Source organism: Nitrospirales bacterium (genome assembly GCA_031315865.1).
In the GTDB taxonomy this organism is placed as follows: domain Bacteria; phylum Nitrospirota; class Nitrospiria; order Nitrospirales; family UBA8639; genus JAGQKC01.
In genome coordinates, this window is sequence record JALDRJ010000002.1 from 1,111,108 (window position 1) to 1,136,757 (window position 25,650).

Annotated in this window: 23 protein-coding genes; 7 read left to right on the forward strand and 16 right to left on the reverse strand. The window is 50.9% G+C overall.

Features of this window, described 5'->3' with window-relative positions:
• Window positions 1-23 precede the first annotated feature (23 nt).
• From MRJ96_05150 to MRJ96_05195, 10 genes are all read right to left on the reverse strand, one after another.
• Window positions 24-1,829, reverse strand: coding sequence for an SLC13 family permease (locus MRJ96_05150; protein MDR4500822.1), 1,806 nt, complete (start codon window positions 1,827-1,829; stop codon window positions 24-26).
• Between the two features lie 335 nt (window positions 1,830-2,164).
• On the reverse strand, window positions 2,165-2,389 hold the full coding sequence (locus MRJ96_05155; GenBank protein ID MDR4500823.1) for a hypothetical protein: 225 nt from the start codon (window positions 2,387-2,389) through the stop codon (window positions 2,165-2,167).
• A gap of 507 nt (window positions 2,390-2,896) precedes the next feature.
• The gene (locus tag MRJ96_05160; GenBank protein ID MDR4500824.1) at window positions 2,897-3,880 is read right to left on the reverse strand and encodes an SAM-dependent methyltransferase; all 984 of its coding nucleotides are present in this window, start codon (window positions 3,878-3,880) and stop codon (window positions 2,897-2,899) included.
• Between the two features lie 242 nt (window positions 3,881-4,122).
• The gene (locus MRJ96_05165; GenBank protein ID MDR4500825.1) at window positions 4,123-4,467 is read right to left on the reverse strand and encodes a hypothetical protein; all 345 of its coding nucleotides are present in this window, start codon (window positions 4,465-4,467) and stop codon (window positions 4,123-4,125) included.
• A gap of 128 nt (window positions 4,468-4,595) precedes the next feature.
• On the reverse strand, window positions 4,596-6,413 hold the full coding sequence (locus MRJ96_05170; GenBank protein MDR4500826.1) for an ATP-binding protein: 1,818 nt from the start codon (window positions 6,411-6,413) through the stop codon (window positions 4,596-4,598).
• Window positions 6,414-6,520: 107 nt separating this feature from the next.
• Window positions 6,521-6,919, reverse strand: coding sequence for a phage holin family protein (locus MRJ96_05175; protein ID MDR4500827.1), 399 nt, complete (start codon window positions 6,917-6,919; stop codon window positions 6,521-6,523).
• 208 nt (window positions 6,920-7,127) lie between these two features.
• Entirely contained in the window at window positions 7,128-7,934 is an 807-nt protein-coding gene (locus tag MRJ96_05180) for a carotenoid biosynthesis protein (protein MDR4500828.1), read from the reverse strand.
• Window positions 7,935-7,976: 42 nt separating this feature from the next.
• Window positions 7,977-8,963, reverse strand: coding sequence for an NAD-dependent epimerase/dehydratase family protein (locus MRJ96_05185; GenBank protein MDR4500829.1), 987 nt, complete (start codon window positions 8,961-8,963; stop codon window positions 7,977-7,979).
• A gap of 206 nt (window positions 8,964-9,169) precedes the next feature.
• Window positions 9,170-10,060: a polyprenyl synthetase family protein gene (locus MRJ96_05190; protein ID MDR4500830.1), complete on the reverse strand. Its 891-nt coding sequence runs from the start codon at window positions 10,058-10,060 to the stop codon at window positions 9,170-9,172.
• Window positions 10,061-10,387: 327 nt separating this feature from the next.
• On the reverse strand, window positions 10,388-10,993 hold the full coding sequence (locus tag MRJ96_05195) for a 2,3-bisphosphoglycerate-dependent phosphoglycerate mutase (GenBank protein ID MDR4500831.1): 606 nt from the start codon (window positions 10,991-10,993) through the stop codon (window positions 10,388-10,390).
• Between the two features lie 210 nt (window positions 10,994-11,203).
• On the opposite strand from MRJ96_05195, the gene MRJ96_05200 reads away from it, so the two are divergent.
• Complete coding sequence (locus tag MRJ96_05200) at window positions 11,204-12,028, forward strand: hypothetical protein (GenBank protein ID MDR4500832.1); 825 nt, start codon at window positions 11,204-11,206, stop codon at window positions 12,026-12,028.
• 54 nt (window positions 12,029-12,082) lie between these two features.
• On the opposite strand, the gene MRJ96_05205 is transcribed toward MRJ96_05200, so the two are convergent.
• Complete coding sequence (locus MRJ96_05205; protein MDR4500833.1) at window positions 12,083-12,853, reverse strand: DUF2628 domain-containing protein; 771 nt, start codon at window positions 12,851-12,853, stop codon at window positions 12,083-12,085.
• Window positions 12,854-12,944: 91 nt separating this feature from the next.
• Window positions 12,945-13,610, reverse strand: a complete 666-nt coding sequence (locus tag MRJ96_05210; GenBank protein ID MDR4500834.1) for a hypothetical protein — start codon at window positions 13,608-13,610, stop codon at window positions 12,945-12,947.
• 247 nt (window positions 13,611-13,857) lie between these two features.
• On the opposite strand from MRJ96_05210, the gene MRJ96_05215 reads away from it, so the two are divergent.
• Both MRJ96_05215 and MRJ96_05220 read left to right on the forward strand, forming a co-directional pair.
• On the forward strand, window positions 13,858-15,225 hold the full coding sequence (locus tag MRJ96_05215; GenBank protein MDR4500835.1) for a DUF3391 domain-containing protein: 1,368 nt from the start codon (window positions 13,858-13,860) through the stop codon (window positions 15,223-15,225).
• Between the two features lie 229 nt (window positions 15,226-15,454).
• A complete protein-coding gene (locus MRJ96_05220) occupies window positions 15,455-16,120 on the forward strand; it encodes a pentapeptide repeat-containing protein (protein MDR4500836.1) in 666 nt (221 codons plus the stop codon).
• Window positions 16,121-16,201: 81 nt separating this feature from the next.
• Here MRJ96_05220 and MRJ96_05225 read toward each other — a convergent pair whose 3' ends face one another.
• Window positions 16,202-17,812, reverse strand: a complete 1,611-nt coding sequence (locus tag MRJ96_05225; GenBank protein MDR4500837.1) for a sigma-70 family RNA polymerase sigma factor — start codon at window positions 17,810-17,812, stop codon at window positions 16,202-16,204.
• Between the two features lie 518 nt (window positions 17,813-18,330).
• Here MRJ96_05225 and MRJ96_05230 point away from each other — a divergent pair.
• Window positions 18,331-19,245 carry a VacJ family lipoprotein gene (locus MRJ96_05230; protein ID MDR4500838.1) on the forward strand — a complete coding sequence of 305 codons (915 nt, stop codon included), beginning with the start codon at window positions 18,331-18,333 and terminating at the stop codon, window positions 19,243-19,245.
• On the opposite strand, the gene MRJ96_05235 is transcribed toward MRJ96_05230, so the two are convergent.
• Window positions 19,246-19,800 carry a hypothetical protein gene (locus MRJ96_05235; protein ID MDR4500839.1) on the reverse strand — a complete coding sequence of 185 codons (555 nt, stop codon included), beginning with the start codon at window positions 19,798-19,800 and terminating at the stop codon, window positions 19,246-19,248. It lies immediately after the preceding gene.
• A 97-nt stretch (window positions 19,801-19,897) separates the two neighbouring features.
• Here MRJ96_05235 and MRJ96_05240 point away from each other — a divergent pair, with 97 nt between their 5' ends.
• On the forward strand, window positions 19,898-20,995 hold the full coding sequence (locus tag MRJ96_05240; protein ID MDR4500840.1) for an AI-2E family transporter: 1,098 nt from the start codon (window positions 19,898-19,900) through the stop codon (window positions 20,993-20,995).
• A 67-nt stretch (window positions 20,996-21,062) separates the two neighbouring features.
• Here the strand turns inward: MRJ96_05240 and MRJ96_05245 are convergent, their stop codons facing one another.
• Together MRJ96_05245 and MRJ96_05250 are read right to left on the reverse strand one after the other, a co-directional pair.
• Window positions 21,063-22,391, reverse strand: a complete 1,329-nt coding sequence (locus MRJ96_05245; protein ID MDR4500841.1) for a hypothetical protein — start codon at window positions 22,389-22,391, stop codon at window positions 21,063-21,065.
• Window positions 22,392-22,580: 189 nt separating this feature from the next.
• A complete protein-coding gene (locus MRJ96_05250) occupies window positions 22,581-22,832 on the reverse strand; it encodes a hypothetical protein (GenBank protein MDR4500842.1) in 252 nt (83 codons plus the stop codon).
• A gap of 259 nt (window positions 22,833-23,091) precedes the next feature.
• On the opposite strand from MRJ96_05250, the gene MRJ96_05255 reads away from it, so the two are divergent.
• Together MRJ96_05255 and MRJ96_05260 are read left to right on the forward strand one after the other, a co-directional pair.
• Window positions 23,092-24,132 carry an HDOD domain-containing protein gene (locus MRJ96_05255; protein ID MDR4500843.1) on the forward strand — a complete coding sequence of 347 codons (1,041 nt, stop codon included), beginning with the start codon at window positions 23,092-23,094 and terminating at the stop codon, window positions 24,130-24,132.
• A 262-nt stretch (window positions 24,133-24,394) separates the two neighbouring features.
• On the forward strand, window positions 24,395-25,642 hold the full coding sequence (locus MRJ96_05260; GenBank protein MDR4500844.1) for a DUF1015 family protein: 1,248 nt from the start codon (window positions 24,395-24,397) through the stop codon (window positions 25,640-25,642).
• Window positions 25,643-25,650 lie beyond the last annotated feature (8 nt).

The window sequence follows — 25,650 nt, forward strand, 5'->3', positions numbered from 1 at the left end:
CGCGCGATGACATGGAGTCGCGCTCAGAGCGGCCACGCCCACAGCAAAGTCGGGATGGACACGATGACGATAAGAATTTCCAATGGCAAGCCCATCCGCCAGTAGTCCCCGAATCGATACCCTCCCGGCCCCATGACCAGAAGATTGTTCTGATGGCCGATAGGCGTCAGAAACGCACATGAGGCTCCGATGGCCACGGCCATCAAAAACGGGTCCGGGTTCACTCCGAGTTCTTGAGCCAGCGCCCAAGCGAGCGGAGCCATCACGACGGCTGTGGCCGCGTTGTTCATGATGTCCGACAACGTCATCGTCAACACCAAGATCATGGCGAGGATCGCCACAGGAGGAAGGCCCGTGGTTACGCTGACCAGCGACTCTGCGATAATGGCCGTCGCACCGCTGACTTCTAACGCGTTTCCGATGGGAATCATGGCGCCGATCAACACAATGACCGGCCAGTCCACGGAATCATAGATATCCCGCGGCGGCACCATGTTCATCATCACCATCAGCACCGCCGCGAGCAGCAGCGCGACCGGCAAAGCTAACAGCCCAAGAGTGGCGCTGACAATGGCGAGCACGAATAGTGCCGATGAAAGCCAGGCCTGAGATGTTTCTCGAATTTTTATCCCACGTTCAGCCAGCGGAAGGCACCCGAGCGAGGAGATCACTTCGACCACTTGCTCTTTTTCCCCTTGCAGAAGCAGCACATCGCCGGCCCGGAATCGAAAAGACTTCAACCGGCCACGATAAGGTTTTCCCTGCCGGGACACGGCAAGCAGCATGATGCCAAACCGTGAACGCAATTGAAGGGTATCCGCCATTCTCCCTACCAGCCACGAACGGTTCGGCGGAATGACGGCTTCCATGAGCACCTGGTCTTTGGGGATCACGGATTTGGCTTCTCCGTTTTCCTCGACTTCTTCTTTCGGTTGCGTTCCGGCCAGTTCGAGCTTGAGCGTCTCGACGAACTTTTTAATCCCTTGCGGCCCCGCCTCGATCACGAGAATATCGCCTTCTTGAATGCCCTCGCGCCACACGGCTCCTCGAATAGACTGATCTCCACGGATGAGCCCGACAATCAGCGCTTCCGTGTTTTCGGTGATTTTTTCGAGCTCTGTCAGTGATTGGCCGATCGCCTTGGAATCCTTGGTGACGCGAACTTCCGTGATGTAATCCTTGATCTGAAACAACTCCTTCGGCGCGCTGTGTTTGCGTCTGGCCTCCGGAATGAGACGCCATCCAATCACGGTCACAAAGACAAGGCCAAGACTGGCGACGACCGCCCCGACCGGAGAGAAGTCAAACATCTTAAAGGCGGACCCGGCGATGTCATGACGATACGACGCGACAATAATATTTGGCGGCGTCCCGATCAGGGTCACCATGCCCCCGAGAATGGTGCCAAACGCGAGGGGCATCAGCACAATGGCCGGCGAACGCTTCGCTTCCTCCGATGTTTGAATGGCCACGGGCATGAGAAGGGCGAGCGCCCCCACATTGTTCATAACCGTGGAAAGAATCGCGCCGAGCCCTGACAACACCGCGATGTGAAGCGAGGGAGAACGCAGAGCGAGTTTGACGTAATTCGTGACGAAATCGACTGCGCCGGTGTTACTCAACGCCCGGCTGATGATTAACACCGCGGCGACGGTCACCGTGGCCGGATGTCCGAACCCTTGAAACGCATCGCGCGGCGCAACAACGCCAAGGGTGGCGCCAACCGCGAGCGCCCCCACAGCCACGACGTCGTACCGCCATCGCTCCCAGATCAGAAGGACAAAAATGACGCCTAACAGGCTCAGCAAGATAATCTGGTCAGCGGTCATATGTCGTACCTTCGTATCATCCCTGCCTTCACAAGCAGCAGATAAACGTACGGCCGATCAGGGGTTGGTTGATAAGGGAATCCCTACGATGTGTAGAGCATTGAAGGGGAGTGTATGTTGTCTGAACTTTTCGGGCAACTATTTGGACAGAAAAATGCCGGGGACGCCCAGACGTCGAACATTCGGAAATCATGAACGTCTCACCGAATAATTGACGGCCACGAAAGGCCAGTAGGCACGGATTCAGAAGGTCGGAAAATGAGGGGATACCTACTGAACGCAGAATGTCCACGCCACATGTCGAGAATCAATGTGGCCCAACACTCCTCTGATGATCAGGCGGATAACCGTGCCACTGGAGTGCGCGGGGCTCTCCGGAGCCGTTTACGGAAAGGAAGAACTTCCGCCTTGAAACCCGAACGATGTTTATTGATCGTCGGATCAACGAGATTTCCACACATCACGCATCGCAGGGCTTTAATCCATAATTCTCCAGGCCCCCCTTTGATGTCCAAACAATTATCCACCACCATGAGTCCGCTGCATCGTGTACAGTTCATATCAGTACCTCCTTCGTGAAAGCTTCCTGCCTTCCCACTGTTTTTCTCACGATCTTTGGCTTTGCGTAATACTCACAATCATTGAGTGGAATTGTGTCACAGGAATGTGCGTAGATTTCGCTTTAGCCATTGATGCCTCCATAATCAACTAGCTAATGCATCACTCATGCCAGAAGGGTTGGCATGAAATGTTCTTACGATCGCCACAATCATGTGGCCTTACTTAGAGTTCAAGGACGGAAAACCTGATAGAAAATAAAGGCAGGATTAATAGAAAACAAATGCGGGAGAAAGGAGATATAATTTATGATTTTATCAGAGTATTAAAAAACATTCAAAGCAATAAATAATATGATATCGCAACTCTGATACCCTGTTTCACATCATTCCATGTGAATGTATCTGTGACACAGGATTGATGATCGAGCATAAAACAAATGGCAAATAAAAACAAGGGTTCACATGATATTTTTTTGGCAGTATGTGGGACATTTTGACACTCATTCTCTAGACAAAGTGTAGGCTAGGCCAATCAGGTAGATCTTTTGTTCTGAATACATGAACATCAAAGCTACTGCCTAATCGTGCCATGCTCGTCAATTGTTCGATTTCTGACTCTGCCTGCCGGCGATCTTGAACATGATCTGCGTATCGATCAATTCCAAGACATTTTAACCACGTTCCCTGACGCATTCTTGTGGCACAGTTTAACCCAACCTTACCGGCGGCCTGCTGGAGCGCCGTAAAATCGACATCAGCCGTCAGATCTTGCTCGCCAACATAGTCAAAAGGGTCAAAAGTTTGTCTTTGCGCTCGAAATGACCGCAATGTTCCATTTCGCCGTTGATAGGAATAGACCTGCTCCGCTTCATCTCCATAGTCAATCAGCACCAACCACCCCTTCGAAATCAGCTTGGCGATTGCACGAAGAAAACTCTCGAGTTCCAAACATATTTCAGCGACTTGTCCTCTACCTAGACTGATGTTTTCACCTTGAAGCCGTTCAGCCAGCAGAGGCGTTGAGGGCGAATCCGGCCATTCGATCAATTCCCCGTCACCGCCTACCCCAACGTAGAGTTCCAACAGATGGCCAGACCCATCACCCATCACCCGATGGACTGGTAAAGCATCCAACACTTCATTGCCGAGGACGAAGGTTGGAGCGGGATCAAGGTCATCTGCCTTTTCAATAGACCTGAGGCCCCGTTGGCGCTGCAAGGTTCTCAGCGCGGGGCTCGTTTCCACAATGACGTAGTCTCGAGCGGATGGGAAGTAGGAGAGGATATTGGCTGCAAGCTCTCCGGTCCCTCCTCCGAATTCTACGATTCGCAACTGTTCGCCCAGCGTATCTTCCGCCTGTTGAATAGCCAGGTAGAGAGTGAACGCAAAGGCGTGGTACATGGCGTTGGTATTAAATTGACCATTGGGACGACCGATGATCGGGCCTTTTGTATAGAACCCATGCCTGGGATGATAGAGGGCCAAGTCCATGAAGTCTCTGAACGTGAGTGGCCTGTTCTTCGTGATCTTGTCTTTAATTATTTGCCCTAAAGATGTGGGGTGGCGGTGCAGATCGACTGGAGTCCTCACTTTAAGTATTTGGGTTCGCTAGACTAGCCAAGTGCGATGGCAAAAAAAAGGAAGAACCCCTCGATGGAGCTCTTCCCTTTTCTCTGCTTAAATTTCTTTTCGACCTTTTGGACCGACTATTATCTATCTTGGAACGGCGAAGATTATTGTATCACCGTCGAAGTCGCTCCACCTGGATTGATGGGTACCTTATTCAAGGGGCCCTCAACTTCCGGCAACCGACCTGCGCCCATCGACTTTTTAACGCGCATTCTGTTGGGGTCTGACACATCATTCACGATGGCTGAATCATAAGACATCGTGGATGCTTGGAGATCGCTGGCATTCGTTTGCCCTTGATCATAAGCCGTGGCTTGCCCCGTTGCAGGGGATTTGCCTTTAGCAGGATAGCCGGGATGCTTAGGAAGCAACGCTGGGTTGGCACATGCCAAAGAAACTGCGAGCAGGGTGGCACCCATCGCGCCAAAAATAATTCCAATCGCTTTCATAAGTCCACTCCTTTGTTATAGACAGGTTAACAATGGAAAAACTGTATAGAGCTTGGCCTTCATCTCACTTTAAGGAAAGGAATAATATTCCTAACTCCATATCTCTGTCAAGCCAAGGCAATTCCCGTTTAGTTCGAACGTCTTGTTGATGGCCTTCTGGCTCCCCGTCGTCTGGCCCTGTTGTAGGGGACGCGAGGTCGTAAGGCTGGCATTTGCAAGGTTACAGTCGTCCCTTGCTCAGGTCCGCTCGTTATCTGAATTTGCCCTTGATGCTCTTCAACGATTTTTTTCACCGTGGCCAGGCCGAGCCCCGTTCCTGACCGTTTGGTGGTGAAATAGGGCTCGAAAACCTTATCCACGTGTTCCGGAGGGATGGGAATTCCGTCATTTTCAATGGTTATGCCGATATGATTTCGAGGTTCTTTCAGTGAGGTCACCGAGATACGAAGCTGTCCACCGGGAGACATCGCTTCCAAGGAATTCTTGAAAATGCTCAGAAAAGCATGACGCATCTTCGCTTCGTCCCACCGGACTTGCGCCAATCGTGAAGGGTAGGCCTTTTGAACATCAATACGGTTCACACGGATATCTGTAGAAATGAGAGAAAGCGCATGGTCCAGAAGATCGGGCACTCGACATGGCCGTCGATCGAGCTCAAGAGGTTTCGCAAAGTCCAAAATTTCGTGAAGTATGGATTCCATACGAATCAAGTCACGCATGGCTGTCTCCACCCGGGTCTGTGAATCAAAGTCCAAGGTGGCTTCAGTGGTGATCTCTTCGAGTTGAGCCCGGATGAACCCCATAGGTTCCCGTATTTCCGTAGCAAGAAATGAACTCACCTCATCCAACGCCACTCGTCTTTCTTCCCTTCGAATAGCCGGCTCTGAAATTTCTGTTCTATGACGGTCCACAGGTTTTCCGTCAACTGGTTTTTGTTCGGAAAGAATAGCCAGTTGCGCGGAAGGGTCTTCGAATAATTCCACTAACTTCGTCGTAATGGGTTCAATTTGTCCAATCTGGAACCCATTTGATTCATACTGGGAAGGTGATTTTGAGGCGAAGGTTACCGTACCGGCCACTCGACCTCTTACAAAGAACGGGACAACGACCGTCGAGGAAAATCGGTCTTTGTACAATTGCTTGTAATCTTGGAAACGGCCCTGAGTCGAAGCCAGGTTATGATCGGCCCGCGGCTTTCTATGCCGGACCGTCCAACCAGACGCCGACTCATCCAAGAGCAGTCTCTGGCCTGGGACCAGATCGCGTTTGGCGTTCCCGATCCCGCCAAGTACTTCAAGCGTTGCGGCGATGGGGTCGTAAATCGTGACCCAGGCTCGCTCAAAGGGCAGGGTTTCACTCATTTCGCTCAACAACGTGGTCACCCGTTCCTGAATGACTGGATTGGAGTAGGCTCGTGGCTGGTTCGGATGAACCCCGTCACCGTCCGGTGGCAGAGGCTCTTCTGCCACAAGCGGGCGGCCTAATATTAAAGAGGAACTAAAGAGGCCCGCCTTCATCAATTCTTCCGTGATGAAGCTTCTGGTTCGTTCAACCGCTGATTTATCTCGTTTGGACAGTGGTGAGCTTTCTTTCCGTCCCAGGATCAACGTCCCGTAGATTCGTCCGCCATGTTTCAACGGGACACTGATCAGGATTTTACTCCCGGGAGTCACCATTCGAAGCCGGAGAACCTTATTCAACTCAGAATCCGAAGCCGGTCCTTTTGATCCGGTTTTCCCCCAGTCTTGGGGAGACAACGTTCTCAAGATGGCTCGAATCTCTCTAGAAGTAAATCCCCGCGATACTTGTGGGAGAAAAGGCCCTCCATCACTCGTAATGATGGCCACCAAGATGGCCTCCACCCCGAGTTCATTGACAGCCGACGTGAGTATTTTTTGAAGCGTACTTTGTTTCGTTGGCAGTGTTGGTTCCTCCGGTCTCGGCATAGCCCAGGACTCTCCTCTCGTCTCCTATAGTCGCTTGCGACTGTATCTATATTAAACAGGATTTTCGACGGAAACGGAAATCTCGACGACCGTCCGCACGCTCTCCATTAATTAATGTGACGGATTTTTCGTCGTGAACTGGTCATGGCCACTTCCACCTGCCCATGTTCAGCGATCCAAATATTCATGATAGCACTCACAACGCTAATGAGAATGGCTCCCCCTATCGCCGACCAAAAGCTTTCTACCACGAAACCTTTGACGAAAAACGAAACCACATTCAACAGGAAGGCGTTAATGAACACCATAAACAGCCCCAGCGTGAACAAGATTAGCGGGGCGGACAGCAGGTACAACAGGGGCCTTATCAGGGCATTCAAGAACGATAAGACGATCGCGGCCACCAGCCCGGCCAGGAGACTTTGCATTTCGATGCCGGGGACAATATAGCTGGCCAACACGACCGCCACGGCGGTTATTCCGCATCGAATTAAAAATCCACGCATGCTGTCCTTTATGCCACGGTGAGATATTTCTGCATGTACGTTAGAGCGGAACTTCCTCTACCGGTAGTCGATTCTCTCCACAGTCATGCTTTGCACTCATCATAGCGGGGCTTACCGTGAGGCTCAAGCATTTTTCGCAGACCATTGAAGCCGGGAAGACTGAGCTGTTCTTCGTACAATCGTGCTTCAGGATGGTTTCTCTCATTTTTCAGGTTTGGCTCGTCTGGGGGGCGGAGGCTCCGTGACAAATTCTGAGACCAAGCAGCACGGAAATCGGAAGAAAAATCAAGCAACCCACCATTCCAATCAAGTATTCGCCGATCCAAAACGTGACGACGAGGTTAAACCCCAATACCAGGTAGTACAGGGCAACCCCCCAAAGAAGGTTTCCACTCACGATCTCATCGGGAATGGCCTCTTCGAGCCAGCCGGAACGATCAATAAAACCGTACAGTCCGATCGAAGAGAGTCCGACCGTGGCCCATCCCAGGAAATTGGCGATGGGGACCCCAAAGTACACGCCCGTGTCCGGGTAGCCGTAGATGAGCCCCAAGAACCAGCGATCACCCCGTAGAGCGACAGGATCAATCACAATATCGATAAAGGTCATGAACAATGTCGTTAAGCAGACAACGGCCCATGAAGTTCGATCCAGCCGATTGCAGTCCCAGCGAGGAATCAGCCCTGATCGCCGCGTTGACAACGCAAAGGTTAAAGCCATGCAATAGCTGGCATAGAGAAGAAACGTAAAAGACAGAGAATCCATGAACGGGATATTCAAGATGTAGAGTTCCTGGCCAACGGTCGACGCATTGTAATAATAATCTCCGAACGGGAATCCGATTCGGGTCGAGGAAAACTCGGCAAGGAATGCGATCAGCCAGGTTAGGCCAAACAGGAGTCCTGTTCGTTTCCACCCCAGAAGCCGACGTGATGCAAACAGTGAAACCCCCAGGAAGAAAAAGACATAGGGGCGAAGCAGGATCGTGTTGAAAAAAAGAAGCGCAAACTCCATGGACGAGCGAGGGACGTTGAATCTCGTTGCACGAATTAGTATTTAGGCATAGCCATGGGCGCGAAACCAATCGACGGCATTTTTGAGCGACGTTTCTATGGGCGTCTGAGGAAGTTCTAATTCTCTGAGGGCTTTCGCACTATCATAATGCATGTGATACTTGGCCATCCGCACACCCTCCAGTGGAATACGCGGAGTGCGATGGGTCACATAGTCGGCCACCCATTTATTGATATGAGCGAGCGGTAAGACGGCCCGCCAGGGCAGCTTGATCGTTGGAGCTTTGATACCCGTAAGATCGCTCAAGATTTCACAAATTTCCCGAAGCGTCACATTGCGATTTCCCAGAATGTACCGTTCTCCCACCCGGCCCCGCTCCATCGCGCGAAGATGGCCGATGGCCACATCATCGACATCGATCAGATTCATACCGGTCTCGATGTAGGCCACCATTTTCCCCAGCATAAAATCGACAATGATCTGACCGGTGGGCGTTGGCTTTACATCGCGCGCGCCTACGGGGGCGGAAGGATTGACGATAATCACGGGTAGACCGGTTTTGGCCAGTTTCATGACCTCCTGCTCTGCCAAATACTTTGACCGCTTATAGTCTCCAGCCATTTGATTCAGAGTCACGGGCGTATCTTCCGTCCCGAGCCCACCACCATCGGGAAGTCCGATGGCGCCAATGGTGCTCGTATAGACAATCCGTTCCACTCCGGCCTCTGCGGCCGCATGACATAGATTTTTGGTGCCTTCGACATTGATTCGATAAAACGTTTCGGGGTTTTTATCCCATAACGCATAATGCGCGGCCACATGGTAGAGGTGCTGACATCCTTCAAGGGCCTGGCGAAGTGAGGCGCGATCCAGCAGGTCTCCAACTACCGGCTCCACGGGCAAGCCATCAAGGTTTTGGCGATCACTCGTGGGACGAACAAGGGCGCGAACCGTCACGCCGGAATCGAGAAGCGCGCGAGCCACCGCCGCACCGATAAACCCTGTGGCTCCTGTCACCAAAGCCTTCACGAGCGCACCCGAGCGATCTCAGGCCCAGAATCCCGTGGCACACGATTACGGAGAAACACATTGGTTATCTTCAAAGGTAGATACGGCCTTGTGATTTTCATGCCATGAATCCGGCGAAAGAATGCGCGACCTTCAAAGAACAGTCTTTCGAATCGAGATATGTTCGGTCAAGTATGTGTTGAGTACTCTAAAAAAGCAGCGGCAATTCAGTTGCGGCGTTGAATCACATAGTGGGCAATCGCACGAAGCGGATCGGCCGGCGCGCCAAACGCATCTAATCGTTTGACAGCCCTGTTGATACAGTCAGTCGCAAGGTCTCGCGCTCCATCGACTCCAAAAAATGAGGGATAGGTTTTCTTCCCCCGTTTCGCATCGGTCCCCGCATCCTTCCCCAACTCCTCGCGCGTACCGGTCATATTGAGGACATCATCGGCAATCTGAAACGCCAAACCGATGTCCTCGGCATAGGCCGACAAATTTTCGAGTTGGGTATGAGTCGCGCCCCCCAATATTCCACCAATCCTTACAGCGGCACGAATGAGTTTCCCGGTCTTATAACGATGAATGGTTTGCAGAGTCATGAGATCAATGTCTTGATTCTCCGCTTGAATATCCATGACCTGCCCTCCGACCATACCGTCGTGTCCGGCTCCTACCGCGAGTTCATGAATCACGCGCACCTGCCGGTCCGCAGGAATGCCGGTTTCTGCGGAAGGTTGACTGCACAATTCAAACGCCATCGTCAGTAACGCATCACCGGCCAAAATGGCTAGGCCATCGCCATAAACCTTGTGATTGGTCAGGCGGCCACGCCGGTAATCATCGTTGTCCATAGCTGGAAGATCATCGTGCACCAAGGAATAGGTGTGAATGAGCTCCAGGGCGGCCGCATAGGGCATGACCAGCGCGCTTTGGCACCCCACCGCTTCGGCGGCTGCAAGCGTAAGGATAGGACGAATACGTTTTCCGCCTCCAAGCAAACTGTAGTGCATCGACTCGTACAAGACCTTTGCGAGAGGGTGGCCTGGCGGGAGAGCCTGCTCGAGGCGCTGATCAATCTTTTCTTGTTGCCGCTTAAGGTAGTCTTGAATTTCCACAGAATTGCAAATGATTCATGTCAAGTGTCAATAAATGAAGGCGGGGCAGGAAGAGAAGGAGCGTATCAAAGGGAATTTTCACTGTCAAACCAAGGTCACTAGTGATTGAGAGCGTCCCGGAAAAACGGAGACCATTTACATCTACATCCTCTCTTCCAGCACTGGAAAGAACGCATCAGAACACGTTACAGCAATCCGCCGGCCAACGAGGAACATCTCCAGAATACTACGGTTCATGCCCCTCGTACTTCCACCTCGTAACCCCCGGTGTTCTCGGTTTCCAGCGGTTCATGCAGATTTCTCCCCAGAGGTTCTCCAGAAGAGACGCTACAAATACCGGTGATCCGCGACGCTGCCCTGTTCGTCGATCTCATAGAGTAACGGGGCTCCGGTCGGGATATTCACCTCCAGAATTTCTTCCTTTGACAATTGCTCCAGATGCATTACAAGAGCTCGCAGGCTATTTCCATGCGCGGCCACCAGAATCGTTTTACCGGCCAGAATTTCAGGATGAATGCGACGGGTATAGTAAGGCAGAACACGGTCAGCCGTATCTTTGAGACTCTCTCCACCAGGCGGCTGGACGTCGAAACTTCTCCGCCAGATTTTTACTTGTTCTTCACCGAACTTCTTCACTGTTTCGGCTTTGTTCAAACCTTGCAGATCTCCGTACATCCGCTCATTCAGAGCGGGGTCACGTTCGACCGGCAATTCGGTATGGCCGATGACCTCCAGAATAAGCCGCAAGGTTTCTTGCGCACGCCGTAACCCTGACGTGAAGGCTTGATCAAAACGGAAGGGACGAAGCTTCTCTCCCGCATCTTTAGCCTCTTGAACCCCCTTCGGGGACAATTCAACATCGACCCAGCCAGTAAAGCGGTTTTCTAAATTCCACTGCGACTCTCCATGTCGAATGAGTACGAGTTGTGCCATACCGTCTCCTTCCTGCTCCTCCTATGGAAATGTTGAATATCGTCGACCCGTTAATCTCTGCCCCCTAGCGCGCCTGCATCGTCACTCATATTCCTGCAAGCCAATTCCTTGGTCAATATACGCAAGATGAGAATGGCTTGCATTACATTAATCCAACACGTACTATGCCGGTCATTTCTATCTCACGCTGTCTTCCTCTACCATTCACACATGGACTCTCAGGTTTCCTGGCAACAACTCGCTCTCTGGTGGACCACCCTCGCGCAACGACATCAGGTAGAGGATAGAGCTCAATTATTCTTCGCAAACGGGCTAGGCGAAGGTCGCGCTCTTGAAAAAGTGACCCAAGAAGGTGGTGACCCGGACTATGTGTTATTTGTCCTTCTTCGGCATTGGATTCCCCCCGTCCTTCCGCCTCCCGGCCGAGAGCGCACCGCCAAAAGTGACCCGGACTATTGGTTGGAATCGGAACAAATTTTAAAAGCCGCTGTCGTCCGCCTGCGAGAACTGAGGCCCGTGATTGATTTGCTTACCACACCGAACCCACTGGCACAAGAACCTGCACCCCCATCACCTGTCGTGGAAGTTGAATTGGCGCGTATGCTGGAAGGCATAGCCGAGATTACTGGAAGTTATGGAGGCCCCGATTACACGTCCATCGTCAAACATTTTGATCCCATTCCCCTCCGGCAAACTCAACCGTTTAAGCATAATAAGCGCCATAGCGCGGAGTTATGGGTCATCTTTCTACTTCGCGAACATTTTCGCTCGATTGGTCTCGGGAAAGACCGGTGTTGGCGACTGATTGCCGATGTCGTGGCGGCCGCAGAAATCGTACAAGGCACTGACCAGCCTTATCAGCCGGGAGAACTCAAATCCTGGTGGACGAAAAACTGGCCACGCACCTACACCATGCTCAAAGAAAAAGGCAGTCGATTAGAAGCGACGCACACGGCGTACCAGAGTGATTATGAGTGGTTTCAGGTATGGTTTCAGTGGCAAACGGAACAAGATAACGCTCAGCCGAGCGCGTAACTCGGAGGACAACTCACGTGGATGCGTTAAACAGTAAAGTCAGACCATTCATTGTTAAAGGAACTTCCTGTCCGCCGGAGGCTCAGTGGGAAGTGGTTGCTCGATGTCCGGTATCCCCTGATTCATTAACGCCAGAATGAGCCCTACTTTAAACAAATGCAAAGCCGCCCCCAACCAAAGAACGTAGGGTTGAATCCCACCTTCTTCTTTTAACGTACGCGCTTGCTGTTGTGAATCTAATCCCGGATTTTTCCTTACCCGCTCAACATGATCTTTGATATGCCAATAATATAAGTAATTGGCGCTCACTCCGGCGCCAATCTGCCAGACAATGCCCACCGACCAGTCGCCAAACGCGAGTGCTGAGATGACCGGGCCTACCGCATAGACGAACGCGAACATATACATTTTGCGGTAAAGAAACCACAGGAATGAATCCAAGAGCGCGGCAGGCCAGTGCCAACTCAACGCAAAACGTGGACCCTCTGGAGTCTGAAACTGGCGAAACTTTTCTTGGTAATACAGATAAGCCGGCCGCCAGGACCAGCCGTCTTTGACGGTAAATTGAATGGATTTACTCGGACCAATGGCAGATTGCCATAAGTCGGCTTCACTGACCCCACCAGGCGAAGATTCGGGCTCGGCCGTAACCTCTTCTTCTGAGGGTTGCTCCGGCTTCTCCTGGACATCAGGTTCAGCAAGCGCTGAACCACACCGTAAGCAGAAGTTCGCTTCGTCCGGGTTTTGTTGGTCGCAGGAGGGACAAGGGCTCATTTTCGTGAGTATATACCATCCGGCCTGTGGACACACAAGTTCCCATTTCAAACACGGCAACGGCTCGTATTGTCTTCCCTCACTGCATTTTTAATGATCAGGACGCTCATAAGTATGAACCATTTCTCATGGGGCGCCTGTATTACTCCTCTGGGATGCGCTTACTCCGATAGGCCGCATCCAGATACTCAAAAGCTTCACGCTTGAACTCGCGAAGAAGCAGAGGAGAAGAAGACTCCTCTCGCCAGGCCAGCGAACAATAGCGACATTGAGCACGAATCGATTTTTCTGCGCCGACCGAGACCTGAATCGCTAATGAACGAAGGCAGTTTCGGCAAAATGGCCCTTGGATAAATTGTCCAATTTCTGAATCAGACAGTTTGGCGGACCTTCCCATTCCCAATTCGTCCCATATTCGATCTGTGAGCGTCACCCTGACCCCTAAACACAGAAACGATTTTGCGTGGGAAGGTAACGAATGACCCTTCGCTCGGCCGGAAACCCGGGACAACTCGATGTGAGCGAGTCGGGAATTCACCTCTGAAGCCCATTGCTCAAACCGTCCCTGACGTGTCAATGATAATTCCAGACGATCTATTCGAGTCGCCAATTCTGAACGCTGTGATTCTAACTGGCTTTGCAAGTGTGTGAGTTCCTCTTCATTCACCGCCTGAAGCCATTGGAGAATGCGTTTCCTGAAGCCAAGAGGTTCCGAGTTCCGAAAGGGCTGAATGGAACGCAGCCACACGAATACCAGCATTCCGATTACTACCAGACCAATCCATATCCACCATGCACTGCTATCCATTTCGATTCTTCAACGCTTCAAAGGTTGAGTCAGAGCTCGAGTGCAAAATTCTTCGAGTTATTGTTCGTTGTTCCAAAAACCCCACCATCGGACTCCGACATTATTTATAGAATCGGTTTTGGTTTCCGATACATGAACTGAGAAAGAAGAACCCCATCTTATCAAGTTCTGGTTCAGACAGCTCGTTTTGAGCATCGATCTCTTTCGGCTTGAAAGCGGTTCACATCCTCCTGCACGGCATTATGTTATGGCACTGATTCCTCTCGCAAACCTCGATGACCTTCGTGTTGGTCTCTACATCAAATTGGAATGTTCCTGGTGGAAGCATCCCTTTACGAAAAACCAGTTCAAGATTCTTTCACCGAAAGAAATTTCGACCATCCGAAAAATTAAGAAACTCAACGTACTCTACGACCCTGAGCTCTCCGACCCTCCGGTAGACGACGCCATTCCTGACACGCCATTCACCCTTCTCCAACCGGAAGAACCCATGGAAGGCCAGGCACTAGCTCACGAAGAGAGCGAATCTCTTGGCAAACCGGAAGCGACGGATGAGATTCAGACTGAGCAGAAAGAAACCCGACGGCGTCTCTTCCATGAACATCGACAACAGTTTCGTAAAGTCGAAAATGCCTATTGGAGAATTCTAGGGGAAAGTAAGGATATCTTCAAAGGCGTCAGCGGTGGCAACCCCAAAGGCCTGCAACAAGCGGGGCAAGTCGTCTCGAACCTGGGAGCCGTCCTCGAAGATCCAAACTCTTCGATGACCCTCATGGATGTCGTCAGCTCCCATGGCATGTCAAAGGGTATTTCCTACCACGCGCTCAACGTCTGTATCCTGTCCATGATCGTTGGACGGACGCTCGGCCTGTCCAAAGACCAGCTCAACGCCTTATCGCTGGCCGCTCTGTTCCATGATATCGGTCAGCGCTTCCTTCCAGTCAAAGTGAAGTTTGAAGGCTCTGGAATCCTCACGGAAGCCGACCCTCAAACCTTTCCATTGCATCCTGCCCAGGGGAAAGAACTCCTTAAAACGTTCCCGGACTTTCCTGAAGAAAGTCTTGAAGCGGTCTACCAGCACCATGAACGACTCGATGGATCCGGTTATCCGCTCGGGTTACGAAACGAGCAAATTTCTTACCTGGCGAAAATCATCATGGTCGTCGACGAATATGATGAACTCTGCAACGCCGCGAACCCGCAAGCGAGTTTAACGCCGCATGAAGCCCTTTCCCGGCTTTTTAAAGCGAACCAGGACAAGGACACGTGTAAATTTTCAATTGATATCATATTGGCGATGATTCAAAGTTTAAGTCTTTTTCCTCCTGGAACCATTGTCGAATTAAACGATGGCTCTTTCGGGATCGTCACCAGTATCAACATGAGCGCCCCGACAAAACCCCTCATTCTGTTATATTTGGCGGAAACATCCAAGCACGAGGCAGTTCTCGTTGACCTCTCCAAGGAAGAGCACCTCTCCATCAGCAAGTCTGTTCGTCCCAAAGACCTTCCACCGGATATTTTGGAACACCTGAGCCCGCGTCGAATGGCGATTTTCATCCATGCCAATCGCACGCCTGACCCAATCCAAGTTCAACTCAAATCACGCTTCTAACGCTTTCAGTATTTTTTTAGTGCCAATCTGAAATTTGACTAGACTGAAGGACCCTCCTCATTTACCATAAGACAGTCCTTCCCCTGTCCGATCATCTAATGATCTTGTGTTGTGAACTCCTCTTGGCTCAGCTTCATCATACTAATAAGCATTCATCTTCCAGAACCGGATGAACAGACCTTCTGACCGGAGCGCAAACGTCTCTCGCTCATCACCAGAGACTTATCTTTTGACTTCTTCTCAACGGGATCGAGAGCAGCTCCTCGAAGCCCATGACCAATGGAAAGAACGACAGATACTTTCCGACGAACAACCCTCGCAAGATTCGCCTGATGAAGCAGTGAGCCTTGACGAACGGGATCGCCCCGCACCCAAACCACAAGTATCCTTCATTCGCGCTCACCTACCTGGCGCCGATTTTAATCATGCTGACTTGCAAGGGAAAAATTTTCAAGGGGCCAATCTTCGGGGGGCGAATTTCGAAGGAGCCAATCTTCGGGGAGCGAATTTCAAGGGGGCGAACTTGCGCGGCGCACATTTTCGCCGTGCCTCGTTGGGCTGGGCGGATCTCCAACAAGCTGATTTGATCTGGGCAGACCTACAGGATACTGATCTGCGAGGAAGTAATCTTCAGCAAGCCAATTTGCGTGGGGCCAATTTGGGACATGCCGATGTGAGCGGAGCGGATCTCAGCGCTGCGGATCTTTCCTGGTCTGAATTGAGGAATACGGACTTTGGAACAGCGAATTTAAGTCGAGCCAATTTGAGCGGAGCGACATTGCAAGGAACGAGGCTCGAAACGGCAATCACAAAGGACATACAAGGGCTTCCAACCTTCTCCTCCCAACGGACAGCAGCTCAGACAGACGACCAGCTTCATCTCGATACATGGTAGTGACCAGAGGTGGCGGGCCGTTCCAGACAACTGGAACCGCCTCGCTCCACTGCGGTCAACGTCAAGACAGTTGGCAGAACCTTAAGACACCGCGCCTTCCATCAATTTCCTCAGGACATGGTTGCGAACGGGTTCTCGTAATTTATTGAGCGCGCGTTCTTCAATCTGTCTGATACGCTCTCGCGTCACGGAAAACTTTTGTCCGATTTCTTCTAAGGTGGAATCTTCCTGTTCCCCGATACCAAAACGTTTACGGATGATGTAGGCTTCTCGCGGCGTTAAGGTGTCTAACACGGTAGAGACCTGCCGTTGCAGGTCACATCGTTCGACCGACAGGAGCGGCGACACCACGGCACGGTCTTCTAAAATATCATCGAGCTGGCCGCCCTCGTCTTCTCCCACTGGTGTTTCGAGTGAGAAGGTTCCTTTGCCGGCCTCTAACAACGAGGCGACTTTATCCGGAGAAAGGTCTACATATGCGCCAATTTCTTCAGTGGTCGGCTGTCGTCCAAGTCGGTTCGTAAGGTTTTCACTAATGCGGCGGACTTTATTTAAGGCGTCGCAGACATGAACAGGGATTCGGACGGTACGCGATTGGTCCGCGAGCGCTCGGGTGATCGCTTGTCGAATCCACCAGGTCGCGTAGGTACTGAACTTATACCCACGTTCATGATCAAAACGTTCGACCCCTCTCATCAACCCGATGTTCCCCTCTTGAACGAGATCTAATAAATCCAAGCCACGATTCACGTATCGCTTGGCGACACTCACCACCAAACGGAGATTCGCATCGTACAACGCCGATTTAGCTTTTTCGAACTCGGCCTTTTTGATATCGAGGTTTCGCATGGCCGTCAAGAAACGCTCATGAGACATGCAGATCACTTCATTTTCGAGGCATTGAATTCTCGTGATCGCCTCCTCGACCGATTTTGGGGTATTCTGTCGGAGCTCCAGGCTTTCATCTTGATTTCCATCTCCAATCTCACAATCCTCTGTCATCCCACGGAGTATTCGAGAACATTCAGATAATTCGGCTTCTACCGCTCTAATCCGTTCTTCAATGCCGCGTTGAATTTTAGGGGACCATGCGATGGATAGAATTTTTCCGATCATCTGTTCATGCAACGCTTCCAATTCGCGTCGGCTGTTTTTTTCGAATTGAGAGCCCCTCACCTTCGTTCGTTCCCGCATCCCAATCTGTAATACGAGGTAGGATTCATGAAGGAGTTCTATATCCTCCAGACACTGCACCACCTCGGCATGATATTGAACCGTGTCTCTATGAAGGCCCGGCTCTTCTTCACCCTTCTCCCCTTCGTTGGTTTCCACAGGCTGAACAAGGTCTCCCGGAGTACGGGCACCTTCACGAATTTGATCGAGGAGGAGACGAAAATAGGAGAGGGCCATGGGTAGAGAGAAAATGATCGACGAAACCGCCTGTCGATTCTCTTGGATCGCTTTACCCAGCACCACTTCCTCTTCCCGTGAAAGCAACGCAACTTTGCCGATTTCTTTTAAATATAACGGGATATGTCCATCCCAATGATGCAAGTCACCAGGCGTAAGATCAGGACCGGAACCATTCTGGTCATTCCCTTCTGAATATTCTCGTATGTGTTGATTTTTCAGCATCAGTGTTTCCCCTTCATTCTTTGTTGCGGGTGATTGAATGGTCACCATTTGACCCATGCCTGAACCTGGGTTGACAAATCAGCAAATGAAGTGCCACGACGTTCTTCTCTCTACATTCCACTACCTTCTTAGTCTTCTTGCCTCACTATTTTTCGTTTCTGCTTCATGCTGGCGAGAGCGAACAGGACATCTGTCAAAAAATTTAACTACCGGATACAGCCGAACAAGTTGCCTGAAAAAAACAAGGATGAATTCCAAACAACATCATGCAACGGAAATCGTGGACGGGCGAAATACGCAAAATATCCCGACGACTCGGTCAAATACGGTTTTTTAGAATGAAGGAAAAAAAGGTTACGGGTTTAAAGCTGAAGGAGGCGATGACGTCGCGCGAATGGTCAGGAGAGACCCACAAGTACGGACAACAAGAGTGACAAGGAGGATGTTTCTTGAAAAATCATTGGATTCATTCATGATTTTTGATACAGTCCCCCTCAACCCAGTTACACATTGGCTGAGAACAAGACTATCACACAGTGTTACGCTAGCGTTTCGCTTAAAAGGAAAAAGCCTCTATGACGCAAAACTTCTCACAATCTCATCGATCCCTAAGACTTCGCTATTTCCTGTTCTTGCTGTTGATCGGATTGTCAGCCCTCGGGACGAGTGGGTGTGCGGGAGAATCAACCAATCGTAAGGTCGATGCCCAGGCGGTATCAGGAATTTCCCAAGATCCCAATCCACCGGCGATCGAACCCTTGACGGAGGATACTGAAGAAGTCTTTGACGAGTTTGGGTATGACCCGTTTGAAGAACCAGACTCTGAAAAAATCGAGGAGTATGACCCGTGGGAGCCCTACAATGTCTTGGCATTCAAATTCAATTACAACTTTGATAAATATATCTTAAAACCAGTGGCTCAGGGGTATAACTATATTATGCCCACGGAAGTCCAACGCAGCATCGCCAATTTTTTTCAAAATCTTCGCTTTGCCCCTCGATTTTTCAATAATATTTTTCAAGCCAAATTTAAAGGAGCCGGAATAGAGTTGGGACGATTTCTCGTCAATTCCACCGTGGGGATCGGCGGCCTGTTCGACCCGGCACGCGCTCTGTTCGACTGGGAAACGCCGCTCGAAGATACGGGACAGACGTTGGGCGTCTATGGAACGCCTCCCGGGCCCTACTTGGTTTTGCCGTTTTTGGGATCGTTCACCGTGCGAGACGCCATCGGATTCGCTGGTGATACATTTCTTGACCCTATCAACTGGCTCGTACTTCCCATCATTGAGATCTCTGACGCCCCTCGCGTTGTTGATAACGAAACGACCGTGACTCTCATCCAATTTGGGTTGAAAGTTGAGGATACGATCAATCTGCGTTCCTTAAACCTTGAAAAATTCCAGGGTGTCGAGGAAGGGACGCTCGATTTGTATGGGGCAGTGAGGAATGGCTACCTGCAACAGAGAGCCAGGGAAATTCAGCGCTAGTCACTTCTGATTGTCCGGAACGTTACGAAGATGATTGGCTTCAAGGTATTCATCCACGACGGAAAGAAAGCCTTCCGCATAAGCGGATTGGATACGAACTTTCATGGAATCAAACTTTCCCTTGACGGTCAAGATCAATTCTGTGTGCGCAGCCTTCTCAAGATCTTCCCTCGTTAGCATGATCCCAAGAAGTTCTTTCATGACGGCTTTTTGGTCAATTTTTCGGTTAAGCACGACGGTGGGATATTCCCTATAATCCTCATCAAACGTGCTTTCATAGAACGCCCAACCCTCCTCCCCCGTTCGACGATCACGAAGACATAGCTGGTAAAAGAGGATATGATGAGAGCTAACGCGAGCGCGAAGAAAATACCAATCCCCATATTCCTCGCCCTTGAGTGGAGGCGCGATTAACCAGGACCGTTCTGGGTGTGGTTCGGGGGTAGGAGGCATCCTCCCGACAGAACGAGGGGGATCGAGACTGCATGCCGTGAAGAAGACACAGACCAAAGCCACGATCCAAACAGGACTGCATTGGAAGGTCATCTTGGTCACAGGAAAAACCTCATGCTTGCCGAACCAGAGAAACGATGTTCATGTGCCCACCTGGAACGCTTGAAAGCTCGCACAAGAAGAGCCTGATCAAAACGATATGAATGATCATACGCCTCAACCTCATGCCTGGAATTTCTTGGTCACCGCCGCTGGGTTCGTGATCGTGGTAGCCGGCATGCGGGCTGCCGAGGCCATCCTGGTCCCGTTGTTGGTCTCAGCCTTTCTCGCCATCATCAGCGCGTCTCCAGTATTCTGGCTGCAACAAAAACGGGTTCCCGGCCCCGTGGCTGTCTTTTTAGTCGTCTTAGCCGCGCTTGGATTAAGTTTGGCATTTGGAGCCCTGCTCGGCTCCTCTCTCCAGGATTTTTCGAAAGCCCTTCCGCGATACCAAACACGCCTCATGGAAGAAGTAGCTCCACTCATCCTGTGGCTCCAATCGCTAGGCGTTCAACTGTCAGAAGAAACCGTCTTTCGGTACGTGGATCCTGGAGCATCCATGCGGTTGGCCGCCGGAATGCTTTCCGGGTTAGGCGCGATGTTGACGAATACATTCCTGATCTTGTTGACGGTCATCTTTATTTTACTCGAAGCCTCAAGTTTCCGGTATAAAGTCCAAGCAGCTTTCGGTGATCCAACAGGCGCATTCTTACAATTCAGCAAGCTGACCACGGCGATCAACAGCTATCTTGGTATCAAAACCATCATGAGTTTTGGCACCGGAGTCGCCGTCACGGTGTGGGTCACCATATTAGGAGTCGATTATCCCCTCGTATGGGGACTTCTGGCTTTTCTTCTGAATTACATCCCCAATCTTGGCTCGATTATTTCGGCTGTTCCAGCCGTCTTGTTAAGCTATATTCAATTCGGAATCGGAAAGGCATTGCTTGTTGCGCTGGGGTATGTGGTCATTAATATCGTCTTCGGCAGCGTTCTGGAGCCACGACTCATGGGGCGAAAGTTAGGCCTCTCTACCTTGGTAGTCTTTCTCTCCCTGGTGTTTTGGGGTTGGGTGTGGGGACCCGTTGGGATGCTGCTATCCGTCCCGATGACGATGATCGTCAAAATCGCGCTTGAAGGGAGCGAGACGACTCGGTGGATAGGAGTATTGATGGATTCTGAAGGCGCAGGCGCTAAAACCTACCAGTCGTTTTTTAACAGAAGAACGACGATGAAACTCCACAAGACTTCCGGCTGACCTTCTTGTCTCCTCACTCGTTGCGTCTGGAATCATCGCCGACGTGGCTTCTTAAAACCCTTCAGCCTCATTTTTTCGATTTTGAAGATTGAACTAAGTAGGCGTCCTGGTCCTCCGAAATCTCTGCCATCGTCTTCGTTCTGGAGCTTCCCATGAACCGAAGAGGGGTATCTCCACGCAGATGCGCAGGGGTGAAAAAATAATCTCCCTGTAAACTCGCAGACCAAATCGACTGGGCCGTCTGTTCATGGCCGGCGGTGAGGACGTAAGCCAAGCCCCCAAAGATTCCTCCAAGGCCCGCATACACCAGCTTAGCCGGGGTATAGAGGATTGTTAAAGCCCCACTCGCCAATTGCGACCCCACACTGTCAAGACCAGATTCGTTCGTTGGCTCATCCTCTGAAATTGGCTCCATACCATCTGTATAGGTCGAATCGACTTCCTCGTAGAGCGTGGCCTGATCGAGAAAAGCCGGTTCCGGCTCTTTCTGGTGCGGACTGTGATTCGAACGATCTCCCACCTGCACCCTCACATGTTGACGCGAAGTGGGCACAGGTGATTGCTCAATAGATGTATTCGTCAAGCTATCGTGTTGACTCGCCCGATTCGTACTGATCACCGCTTTCGATCGCGGGACTTGGAGAGATGAATTTCCTGCACGGCGATCCGAAGAACCCTTGTCGAGCCTCGCACCAGGCTCGCTGTTCCCCTTAGCCACATTCGACTCATACGTTGAGCTCTCTTGAAGACCCTCAAGGTCAACATTCTGTTTAGACGTATGATCTGGGGACTCCAAGTGGTCTTCCAGCGCCAAGACTTTGTATTCCGAAGACTCGGACTTCCAGGCCCCAACCAATGCACGAGAAGTTAGGTCATCTATCACAAGATCAGGATCGTCGGCCGGTCCAGTCTGCCAGGCCTTTGATTTGGTCAGAACTTCACCAGTTTGAGGGTTCACCCCGCGTAGTTCTACGGTCAATGAAAACGAAGGCGCAGAACGAACCTGAGAAAGCGTAAATTTCTGGCCTTGCTTGACATTGGACACTTCCACGAAAGCGACAAGATCGGCGCCCACACGTTTGGCTCCCTCTAGGACAGTCCCCCAATCCTTTGAACTGCCCGTCAACCTCACGCCTTTGTCATTCAGCCCTAATTGTAGCCTGGTACGATCCAACACAACGAGCCCTTGCTGATGCAGCCACATCGAAGCGTTATCTACTGCCATCGAATGATTCCCCCAAACCACGACACGCGTGCCAGCGGCTGGAATAGGTGCTTGGTACCCCACTGTCTTCGGCTCCAGGTTCACGTGATCGAGCGTGTTGGCGCAACCGGCTAACCACATGAACAGACAAAGAAAGAAACCGCCCTGTGTCGAAAATTTAACGACGCTCATATTGTGCCTCACATTCAATCAAAAAGGGGAATAGAACGAGAAGAGATCAGATTCGTCAAATTGACGATCAAAAAGAATATATTCAAGATGGGCAGAACCATAGGACTTCACCAACCACTACAATTAGTGGTCGTGTAAAAATAAAGATACCATAGATAGTCTACTATGCCAAACACCTGGAATGGGATTTCAAAGACCCAAAAATTTCGAAATGACCAAATACGCCCAAGCCGCCCCAACAATGAGAGTGACTTCCTTCTCGCCTATCCGCTTGTACAGAAAGTAATACCCCACGATAGGAATGGACGCTAACAGTAAGGCAGAGAAAAGATGTCCAACCACATCTCCCAGTACCCGATCGATTCGGGAGTTACCCGGCATGGCGAGAAAGAGGCTTCCACCTATCATCGCGAGCCATAACCACCGTATGCTGATCTGCATAACTTACCCCTTTTTCAAATCCAATAATGCTCCATGCACCAGCAAGGCCTTTATAGGAAAGCCCCCAACGATTCGCAACTTTGAGCCGTTCGCGGACTTCGATTGCACGGTTCTACAGAGATTCTTGGCTGACGCTGATAGGAGTCACATCCGTTTTCTCAGCCTCAATTCTTCTCTGTGATATTCCGATAGGGTTTATGAGGGTGACCTAAAAACCACCAATGCCCCCTTTGTCTTCCTGAATAGTTTCTTAAAAACCATGGATCGTACTCTTCCGTCAATCCCCGTAGAACTTCAGGCACGACTTCGACAATGCCAAACCTTACCAAGTCCCCCGAAGTTAGCTCTGCAAATCATTGCGTTGATCCAGGATCCTGATATCACGATCGAAAAAGTCGTTGAGGCCTTGTCGAAAGACCCGGCGCTTGTGGTCAAAATCTTACGCCTGGCTAATTCTGCATATTATGCTCATCAACGCAAAGTCAGCACTATTGAAAAGGCCATCATGATCGTCGGATTGAACGGCATTCTTTCTTTCTCACTTTCCTTTTCATTGGTGCAATCCTTCCGAACGAACCAGCTCCAGGGACTAAATTTCCAATGGTACTGGCTACGAGCCTTGATCGCCGGTTCAGCTTGCCGCAGCCTCGCGGAGATATGCCATCGACACGATACAGCAGAATTGTTCACAGCCGGCCTCATTCAAGACACCGGTATGATGGCGATCGATCAGATCGAACCCGAATTTTATGCTTCACATGACGTGACACGCACACCGCACCAACAGATTATGGTCTGGGAGACTGAACAATTCGGTGTCAGTCACGCCGTGATCGGTAGTTGGCTCTTTTCCCAGTGGAATTTCCCTACAACACTCGCGCTGGCCCCCTTGTATAGCGACGAATCACATCCCAGATCATCCGTACCGGATCAAGAACTGTTTTTTAAATTCGTGGCGCTGGCGTGTTCGCTCGCGGATATTTTTCTGTTGCAGTCCGGGGATGATGTCATTTTATCCGTCGCTGATCGACTGGAAAGCGAGTTGGGTCACGGAGCGCTGGCCTTACCAACGATATTAAAATCGATCGGAAATCTGGCCCAAGAACATGCGTCCATCTATGACATAGAATGTGGAGACGAGGTATCAGCCGAGCTCATCTACGAGAAAGCTCGTGACTTGCTCGTGGCCAGAGCTATGCAATCTCCCCAACCCCTCGATGTGCTCTTATCTGAAATGATCTCTCATCCGTTAGCTTCTGAGGATTCCCCGCCTGGAAGTCTTCGGTCCCAGTCACACTGACTCCTCATCATTAGTATTAAATTTCTTGATTTCTGTTTCATCGCTCCGGACTTCAAAAACTCTGCTTGTACTCATGAATAATATTGACGATGAAATCGGCCCAAGTGGCATCCATGCTCACGCATCAGCTATATTCAAAATTTGGGCATGAATGAGTCGAGCGAACATCTATTCCCCGGAAAACGTCGACTCTTCATCAATCGTTCATCCGGCTGTCTTCGTTCTTGAAATAACGAACCAGCATTGAGAGGAGAACTGACTTATGGCGACTATTACGCCCTTTCGTTCTGTGAGGCCACAGTCCAAATTTGCGGCACAAGTTTCGGCGCCACCCTATGATGTCGTCTCATTGAAAGAGGCCCGGGCGATAGCTGAAGGCAATCCTCATAGTTTTTTCCGTGTAAGCCGGGCAGAGATCGAATTACCAGATGAGACCGATCCTTATTCACCCGTCGTCTATGAACGGGGAGCCGAAAACTTCCGTCGGCTCGTGGAATCGGACATCCTGTTCCAAGAACCACATCCGCTATTTGGTGTCTACCGGCAAAAGTGGGGGGCTCATGAACAAACAGGGCTCGTGGCCCTGGCATCCGTGGACGAATACAACCGAGGATTGATCAAAAAACATGAATACACCCGCCCCGTGAAAGAAAATGATCGCGTTCAACTCATCATGACTCACGAGTCACAATCCGGCCCCGTCTTACTGTTTTTCCAAAATACCGAAACCGTCGCGCACTGGTTCACGGAAGCGACGAGCGCAGCGCCAGATTTTCATTTTGTCGCAGACGACAACGTCGAACACACCGTGTGGAGCGTACGTGATGAATCATTCATGAACCGGATCATCGAAGCCTTTCAGAATATCGATGCGCTGTACATCGCGGACGGCCATCATCGGTCTGCCGCCGCCAGCCGCGTCCAGGCAGCCCGTTGCAAGAGCAACAACCCACCATCCAATGCCCATGAGGACGGGTTCTTATCCGTCATCTTTCCACACGATCAGCTCCAGATTCTTCCGTACAATCGCGTCGTCCAGGATTTACACGGCCTCACGCCCGCTCGATTTCTTGAAGCGATCGCACAACACTTTGTCGTAGAACCTATACTCGAACCCGGGGACCCACCACCAGCCGGGTTTGACATGTACCTCGATAAACAATGGTACCGAGCAAAACCAAAACTTGACCCAACCGGTCCCGATCAATCAGATCCCGTTCGGGCTCTGGCGGTCTCTGAATTGACCGAGCGGGTACTCGACCCTGTGCTCGGGATTAAAGATCAACGGTCTGACCCGCGGATCGATTTTGTCGGAGGGGTTCGCGGCCATCAAGAGCTTGCAGCCAGAGTCGATAGCGGCCAATGGGCTGTGGCATTCTGGTTGTACCCCACCACCGTGGATGAGCTTATGGCGGTAGCCGATGCCGATCGGGTCATGCCCCCCAAGAGTACATGGTTTGAGCCTAAGCTTCGAGACGGCTTGTTTATTCACATGTTACGGGACGGCTAGGAAAGATT

Bases quoted from the DNA above. Each gene is read 5' to 3' on its own strand.
- MRJ96_05230 (MDR4500838.1), top strand. From the start codon at position 18,331: ATGACGCAAAACTTCTCACAATCTCATCGATCCCTAAGACTTCGCTAT.
- MRJ96_05225 (MDR4500837.1), bottom strand. From the start codon at position 17,812: ATGGGTCAAATGGTGACCATTCAATCACCCGCAACAAAGAATGAAGGG.
- MRJ96_05170 (MDR4500826.1), bottom strand. From the start codon at position 6,413: ATGCCGAGACCGGAGGAACCAACACTGCCAACGAAACAAAGTACGCTT.
- MRJ96_05245 (MDR4500841.1), bottom strand. From the start codon at position 22,391: ATGAGCGTCGTTAAATTTTCGACACAGGGCGGTTTCTTTCTTTGTCTG.
- MRJ96_05250 (MDR4500842.1), bottom strand. From the start codon at position 22,832: ATGCAGATCAGCATACGGTGGTTATGGCTCGCGATGATAGGTGGAAGC.
- MRJ96_05155 (MDR4500823.1), bottom strand. From the start codon at position 2,389: ATGAACTGTACACGATGCAGCGGACTCATGGTGGTGGATAATTGTTTG.
- MRJ96_05210 (MDR4500834.1), bottom strand. From the start codon at position 13,610: ATGGATAGCAGTGCATGGTGGATATGGATTGGTCTGGTAGTAATCGGA.
- MRJ96_05165 (MDR4500825.1), bottom strand. From the start codon at position 4,467: ATGAAAGCGATTGGAATTATTTTTGGCGCGATGGGTGCCACCCTGCTC.
- MRJ96_05160 (MDR4500824.1), bottom strand. From the start codon at position 3,880: ATGGACTTGGCCCTCTATCATCCCAGGCATGGGTTCTATACAAAAGGC.
- MRJ96_05240 (MDR4500840.1), top strand. From the start codon at position 19,898: ATGAATGATCATACGCCTCAACCTCATGCCTGGAATTTCTTGGTCACC.
- MRJ96_05215 (MDR4500835.1), top strand. From the start codon at position 13,858: ATGGCACTGATTCCTCTCGCAAACCTCGATGACCTTCGTGTTGGTCTC.
- MRJ96_05200 (MDR4500832.1), top strand. From the start codon at position 11,204: ATGGACTCTCAGGTTTCCTGGCAACAACTCGCTCTCTGGTGGACCACC.
- MRJ96_05175 (MDR4500827.1), bottom strand. From the start codon at position 6,919: ATGCGTGGATTTTTAATTCGATGCGGAATAACCGCCGTGGCGGTCGTG.
- MRJ96_05195 (MDR4500831.1), bottom strand. From the start codon at position 10,993: ATGGCACAACTCGTACTCATTCGACATGGAGAGTCGCAGTGGAATTTA.
- MRJ96_05260 (MDR4500844.1), top strand. From the start codon at position 24,395: ATGGCGACTATTACGCCCTTTCGTTCTGTGAGGCCACAGTCCAAATTT.
- MRJ96_05180 (MDR4500828.1), bottom strand. From the start codon at position 7,934: ATGGAGTTTGCGCTTCTTTTTTTCAACACGATCCTGCTTCGCCCCTAT.
- MRJ96_05150 (MDR4500822.1), bottom strand. From the start codon at position 1,829: ATGACCGCTGACCAGATTATCTTGCTGAGCCTGTTAGGCGTCATTTTT.
- MRJ96_05255 (MDR4500843.1), top strand. From the start codon at position 23,092: ATGGATCGTACTCTTCCGTCAATCCCCGTAGAACTTCAGGCACGACTT.